The organism is Amycolatopsis mediterranei (assembly GCF_026017845.1).
In the GTDB taxonomy this organism is placed as follows: Bacteria; Actinomycetota; Actinomycetes; order Mycobacteriales; family Pseudonocardiaceae; genus Amycolatopsis; species Amycolatopsis mediterranei.
This window is the reverse complement of record NZ_CP100416.1, coordinates 1,633,421-1,639,658: the sequence shown is the minus strand read 5'-3', so window position 1 is coordinate 1,639,658 and position 6,238 is coordinate 1,633,421. Positions and strand designations below refer to the sequence as shown.

Sequence of the window (6,238 nt, the reverse complement as noted above, 5' to 3'; positions counted from 1 at the left end):
ACGACTACGAGAAGTCGCTGCCAGTGGTTGCTTGAACTGTGTAAGCCCCTGTCCACCGTTCGGGGTGAACCTCAGAGGACCCCCAACGCGACCACCCAGGCCAGGCCGCACGCCGTCGTCCTCAGCGCGACCGCCCCCACCCGCTCCAGCTCGCGAGCCAGTTCCGCCTCCATCCCCCCAGCGTACAAACCTCGCCGACGTCGAAGCCGCCGCGAGATTCCCGATCACTCTCGTGCCGCTGTGCGGACGTTCGGCGCCGCCGCCGCCGGCCGCGCCGTCACGGCGCAGGACAGACCGGGAATCAACGAGACATCGATGCGTAGCGCCGCATGTCTGGCCGCCGCACGATCCGGTGCTTGATTGCTGCCGCCATGCGTTCAGGCAAGCTTGCGTACGAGTTCGCGCAGCCAGTCGTCGTATGCGCCACTGGCATGCACGAGCTCGGGTACGAGGTACGTGGACGTTCCGGCCGAGCGGATCTGCTGATCGAGGACCGGCAGCACGATGATCCGCACCGAGAACGGCGCTAGTCGACGCCCTTCAGGTCCGGACTCGGGGCCCTTGAAACCCACTCACATGCCGCTGAGCGTGACTGGGAACAAACGACCGAGGAGGGTCACGGACTGAGGTGGCTCGGCCGCGGCGCCAGCCCGATGGGCTGGCGCCGCGGACGCGCTTGAAGGGCCACTTCGAAGCTGCAGGGCTTCGCCCGGGTCCATGCGGGCTGTTGCTTGGGGTCTACTTGAGCTGTTTGAAGTCGGCGGGTGGGGTCAGCGTCAATTTGGCGAGATTCTCTTCTGTCCGGGGCAGCCAGGTGTAGGTGATCGCTTCGCCCTTGGACTCCGGGAATTCGTCACCGCCCTGCTTGTTGCCGGCCTTGACTGCGGTTTCCTTGACCGGCAGGTACGTCGTGCTGTCGACCCACAGGTCGATCTTGTACTCGCGCCGGGGGCCGATCACCCGGAGGTGGTGGGTGTCGACGGTGCCGATCTTCTCCTGGCCCACCAGCTCGACCTTGCCCTCGGCCACCGCCTTCCTCATGCCGTCCGGATCGGTGGGGTCCGGGATCGGGGTTTGCGGTTTGTCGTCCCTCAGGTGGTCGACGGACCACCATTTGTTCTCCCAGTCGACCGTGGTGATCTCCTGGCTCTCCCCCGGGCCTTTGACGGCGTGCGACTGTTGGCGGTGGGGCGGCCCGGACGGGGCTGTGGGCGGGCCGGACGGGAGGGTCATCTTCCCGTCCCCGGCGCGACCCGCCTGGGTGGCGGCCGGAAGGCGGGTGTAGATGTCGTTGCGGTACCGCTGGGTCGCCTTGTCGGTCCAGGTCTCGTAGTAGCCGCTCTCGTAGGTGTCCTTCGAGTAGATGACGTACTGGGTGCCCTGGCCGAGTGCCTTCACCGTCTCCGCCTGGATGTACGCCACGGTGACGATCCGGGGCTGAGCGCTGGTGGACGCCGCACTGGTGGGCGCTGCGGTGGTGGATCGGTGGGGGGTGGCCTGGGTCGAGACGACCACTGCGACGACGGCCGCGGCGGCCACCGGGGTGGCGATGGCACCGGTGATCGCCCACGTGCGCCTGGTCCGGCGGTGGCGGAGCTTGCGGACCAGGTCCGGGCTCGCGTGGACGTCGTCGAGCTCGTGCCGCAGCCGGTCACCGATCCGGCGGCCGTACTGCTCATCGGTGAGCACGGGGAACCTCCTGGAGTGAGTCGTGGTCGGCCAGCAGCTCGCGCAGCCTGGCCAAAGCCCGGGATGTGTGCGACTTGACCGTCCCGGAGCTGAAGCCGAGCAGCCCGGCGGTCTGCTCGACGGACATGTCCTCGAAGAAGCGCAGCACGATGACCTGCCGTTGGCGGATCGGCAGTTCGGCCAGCGCGCGCAGCACCACGCGGCGCTCGGAGACCTGCTCGTACCCGGCGTCGACCGCGTGCAGCGTGTCCACGTCGGGTGGCATCGGGGCCTCCCTCGGGCGCCGGAACAACGCCCTGACCCGGTCCCGCGACAGGTTCAGCAACACCGTGCGTGCATACGCCTGAGGCGAGTCACGCGCCCGCGGCCAATGCCGGGCGGTGCGCAACAGCGCCGTCTGCAACAGGTCCTCGGCGTGCCCGCGGTCGCCGGTCAGCAGGTACGCGGTGCGCAGCAACGCCGTCGAACTGCCTTCGACGAACACTTCGAAACTGGGATCTACCCGCATACCCCTCAGAACGTCCGCGTGCGGAACCAGGTTGTCATCGGTTCCAGGGTGACGCTGCGCCGGCCGAACACGCGTGGTCCGCGATGTCAGCTCGTCTCGGCGTCTTCCAATGTGGGGATCACTGGTGACAAAAGGTGGTCCGGGTGCTCGGTGACCGTGCCCCGGACCAGCCGGAAGACACGGAAGCTCAGCGTGTGGTCGGCGTCGTGGACGTACAGCAGCCCGTAAGATCCGGGGGCAAGCCTGCCGACCTTGGCGAACAAGTCGATCACCGCCGGCCCGCGCTGCCCGCTGCGATTCGGGTTCCCGCCCAGATGGATGTAGTAGGTGCCGTTCATCGGCTGAAGATCCATCAACGCGTAACCAGCGAGCTCGTCGACCAGGTCTTGGATCTCGCCGAGCCGGAGTGGCGGTTCATCGTCGAGCGCTTCGGCGGTCGAGCGAAGCGTTATCCAGCCGTGGTACTCGAACATGGCGAGAGTGTAGGAGATCAGGCTTTCGAGCGCCTGCACATCAACCGGCCGGCAATCGCTCGTGCTGCTGGTCGCTCCGTCACATCGGAGCGCCGCCGGCATCAGCCACGTCTTGTGCCGATGCCCTGACAGCCCATGCCGTTCTCCTCACCCGGGGTCAGCGTCGTGCGGGGATCCTCATGGTCGGCCCGGGTTCGGGATCGGGGTGGATTTCGATCAGCAAGCGAACGCCAGGGAATTTCGGCCGTCATCGGCGCGACGCCTCGGAATGCGCGTCCAGGTCCGCTTGAGCGGACACATCCTGGGCCAGAGCGTCGAAGGCCGTCGTTGCTTCGTGGTCCAGCTCGATCCGGGCGACCGCGACGTTGTCGGCCAGGTGCGCGAGGTTGCGGGTGCCGGGTATCAGCAGCGTGGCCGGGCTGTGCCCGAGCAGCCAGGCCAGCCCGGCCTGAGCCGGGGTGATGCCGAGGCGCCGGGCGTGCGCGAGGACGACCGGGTTGTCGGTGACGCTGGGCAGCCGGTCGAAAGCCGATCCGAGCGGGCAGTACGGCACCCAGGCGATGCCCTGCTCGGCGCACTCGGTCAGCACGTCTTCGTGGCCCCGGGTGAGGACGTTGTACAGGTTCTGGACGCAGACGATGCCGGCCGGAAGAGCCTGCCGCAGCTGGGCGAGGTCGACGTGGCTCAGCCCGATGCCGCCGATCTTGCCCTCGTCGCGCAGGGCGATCAGTTCGGCCAGCTGACTGTCCAGATCGACCACCTGGTCGCCGGTGGCGACAATGCCCGGCGGCACGTCGGCGCGGCGAAGATCGACCACCGCCAGGTGGTCGGTACCCAGTGCGCGCAGGTTCTCCTCGACCGACGCCCGCAGCTCCGCCGGCTTCTGGGCGGCGACCAGCCGCTCGGTCTCGTGGGCCACCGCGCCGACCTTGGTGACAATCCGCAGTCCGGCGGCGTACGGATGCAATGCGGTCCTGATCAGGTCATTGACCGGCCCGTAGAACTGAGCCGTGTCGACGTGGTCGACACCGAGTTCGATCGCGCGACGGAGCACCCTGACGGCAGCGTCGGGGTCGGCGTGTTCCAGCTGCATGGCACCGAAGCCGACCCTCAGCACGTCGTGGTCGCCCAGTTTCCCGTACGCAGACGCACGCGATGCGGTCATGGCCGTGGTCCTCCCGCTACGATGACCATAAGCGGAACCGATTCCGCTTGACCCTGTCCGACCCTAGCAGAAGCGGAACCGATTCCGCTTGTGAGGTGATCCCGTTTCCGAGGACGAGCGACGCCCTGGCACCCGCACCGACGCCCAGCGCAACCGCCGGCGCATCGTGGAGGCGGCCACCCGCGCCCTCACCTCCGGCTCCGGCCCCGTCAAGATCGAGGCCATCGCCCGCGAGGCGGGCGTCGGTGTCGGCACGCTCTACCGCAACTTCCCGTCCCGTGACGCCTTGGTCGAGGAGGTCTACCGCAGCGAACTCGCCCGCCTCTGTGCCATGGCCGCGGACTTGGTGACCGAGCTTCCGCCGACCGACGCCATGCGCGAATGGATGCGCCGCTACCAGGACTTCGTCGCCACGAAACGCGGCATGGCCGAAGCCCTGCGCGCGGTGATCGCCAGCGGCGCGCTCAACTCCGGCCACACCCGCGAGCGTCTCGAGGTCGCCATCGCCACCATCCTCGACGCCGGCCGGGCCGACGGCACCCTGCGCGCCGACGTCCGACCGGCCGACATCTCCGCCAGCATGGCCGGCATCATGCTGGCCGCCGCCGACACCGACCAGGCCACCCGGATGCTGCAACTCCTCGTCGACGGCCTGCTCGCCCGCGACAACTCCTGAAGCCCCCGTGGCCTTCCCTCGTCGCTACCGCCGACAGTCCGCCGATCCGGCTACCGCTTGAGAAGTGTCACGAGATCGGTGGCAACGCGAGCCAGTCCTGCCAGGTGATGTCGCGGCCCAGAAAGCGGGGCCGGCGGAAGGGCCAGTCGGTGGCGATCCACTGCGGCACCAGCGCATCGAGCGCACGCTCCACCTCGCTGCCGACGAGGTCGTCCACCACCCACCAGGACACCTCGCCGTCGGAACCGGTGCGCTCGGGCGGGTCGATGTACACACAGCCCAGGATCGCGGTCTCCTCCTCGTCCAGCAGCGCATAGTTGAACGACTGGTGCGCGGCTATCTCCTTCTCGTGCCGCAGCAGGTCGAGGCGGTCCTCTTCATAGGTCATCGTCTCCTTGGGCCATGACCAGGCCGGACCGAAGATGCTCCACAAGCGCTCCCGGGAGCCCATCACAGCGGGGTAGTCGATAGCAGTGTCCGTCTCGCGGATCGGCCGCAGGTGAAGCGCGGTACCGGGCACGGGCGTGTAGACGGGGTGGACGAAGTCGTCGGGCAGCCAGCTCACAGCTGCCGAGGCTACACACTCGGTCGCCGTGGCGTCCGCGTGATCATCCCCGACCACGCGCTCATGTCGCTGGTCGCGCCGACCACGGCACCACCTCGAATCCGCGCGCCTCGACACATCCGTCCCGCAACGCAGCTGCCACGGCTTCCCGCGGGACCGAACCAGCGACACGACGCCGATCGCGCAACGCAGTCCTCAGACCGGATGCCGAGCCACCAGCCGTTCCCCGTTGGGGCTTGCCGATGGTTCCGCGTGCGAGGCGGAAAGATCCTCTTCGCCGGCGTGGACACGGCGGACATCGGCGATCTGACGTTCCACGAAATCCGTGTAGTCGGCGCGTACTTTCCCGTCACCGAAGAGCATGCGAACTCCATTTGTCGCCGACAGAAACGCGCAATCCGTTGTCGTTTCCCGAGTCTTTCAGATTGCGCACACCATTATCGAGCGCGGCGGAATGTCAATAATCGACTGACCCAAAATGGACGACTCCACCTGCATGACCATTTCACTTCATCGCCGACCGAGGCCACGACGCACCAAAAAGGACGGCGCCCGGGGAGAAGTGCCCGTTCTTCTTGCCAGACTTGCCTGTCCGGACATCGGCACGCCACCGTGGTGACCACCGGAATTCCGTCAGGATGGCCGGCCTGGGACTGTCCTGACGCGCAGGTGTCTCACATGCCGTAGCCGAGTTCCTCGGTGGCGACGGCCCAGAACTGGTTTTCGTCTGCGACGGCGTCCGCGTCGATCGCGCGGATGGCCTTCAACGCCTGTTCGCCGTTGGCTTCGAGGGCCTCGTCGTCGTCCTCGTCGATGGACTTCGCCCGCTTCCGCGCGGCCGCGTACGCCGCCGCGGACTCGGCGAACCGGCTCAACGACCGGTTGACCAGGCCGACCGAGCCGTCCAGGACGAAGACCTCGCCGGTCGCCCGGTCGACCACCAGCGCTTCGATCTCCGGGTCGTCGACCAGGACCGCGAAGGTCCGGCCGTCGTGGGAACGCTCCGGGTAGGGCGCCTTGGTCCACGTGCCTTCGAACGGCACCTTCTTGCGGGCAACGGCCCGCAACGCGTCATCGATCTGCTGTGAGGTTCACCCCGAACGGTGGACAGGGGCTTACACAGTTCAAGCAACCACTGGCAGCGACTTCTCGTAGTCGTTGG

9 protein-coding genes are annotated in these 6,238 nt (G+C 67.7%); 1 reads left to right on the top strand and 8 read right to left on the bottom strand.

The genetic code is table 11. The features are described from left to right. Positions 1-377: 377 nt before the first annotated feature. The 5 genes from ISP_RS07855 to ISP_RS07835 all read right to left on the bottom strand — a co-directional run bounded on the left by ISP_RS07855 (position 378) and on the right by ISP_RS07835 (position 3,835). A complete protein-coding gene (locus ISP_RS07855; protein ID WP_014466672.1) occupies positions 378-515 on the bottom strand; it encodes a hypothetical protein in 138 nt (45 codons plus the stop codon). Positions 516-738: 223 nt separating this feature from the next. Beyond that, entirely contained in the window at positions 739-1,689 is a 951-nt protein-coding gene (locus tag ISP_RS07850) for a hypothetical protein (protein ID WP_013223352.1), read from the bottom strand. Beyond that, positions 1,676-2,197, bottom strand: coding sequence for a SigE family RNA polymerase sigma factor (locus tag ISP_RS07845; protein ID WP_230468734.1), 522 nt, complete (start codon positions 2,195-2,197; stop codon positions 1,676-1,678). The genes ISP_RS07850 and ISP_RS07845 overlap by 14 nt, the downstream gene beginning before the upstream one ends. An 86-nt stretch (positions 2,198-2,283) precedes the next feature. After that, positions 2,284-2,670, bottom strand: coding sequence for an Imm7 family immunity protein (locus tag ISP_RS07840; protein WP_230468733.1), 387 nt, complete (start codon positions 2,668-2,670; stop codon positions 2,284-2,286). 247 nt (positions 2,671-2,917) lie between these two features. After that, the gene (locus tag ISP_RS07835; protein WP_013223349.1) at positions 2,918-3,835 is read right to left on the bottom strand and encodes an aldo/keto reductase; all 918 of its coding nucleotides are present in this window, start codon (positions 3,833-3,835) and stop codon (positions 2,918-2,920) included. Positions 3,836-4,001: 166 nt separating this feature from the next. On the opposite strand from ISP_RS07835, the gene ISP_RS07830 reads away from it, so the two are divergent. Further along, a complete protein-coding gene (locus ISP_RS07830) occupies positions 4,002-4,511 on the top strand; it encodes a TetR/AcrR family transcriptional regulator (RefSeq protein ID WP_013223348.1) in 510 nt (169 codons plus the stop codon). Between the two features lie 67 nt (positions 4,512-4,578). Here the strand turns inward: ISP_RS07830 and ISP_RS07825 are convergent, their stop codons facing one another. The 3 genes from ISP_RS07825 to ISP_RS07815 form a co-directional block, all read right to left on the bottom strand. Beyond that, entirely contained in the window at positions 4,579-5,076 is a 498-nt protein-coding gene (locus tag ISP_RS07825) for a GNAT family N-acetyltransferase (RefSeq protein WP_013223347.1), read from the bottom strand. 195 nt (positions 5,077-5,271) lie between these two features. After that, entirely contained in the window at positions 5,272-5,439 is a 168-nt protein-coding gene (locus ISP_RS07820; RefSeq protein ID WP_155258922.1) for a hypothetical protein, read from the bottom strand. A gap of 311 nt (positions 5,440-5,750) precedes the next feature. Further along, positions 5,751-6,143 carry an SUKH-4 family immunity protein gene (locus ISP_RS07815; protein ID WP_013223346.1) on the bottom strand — a complete coding sequence of 131 codons (393 nt, stop codon included), beginning with the start codon at positions 6,141-6,143 and terminating at the stop codon, positions 5,751-5,753. Between the last annotated feature and the right edge of the window lie 95 nt (positions 6,144-6,238).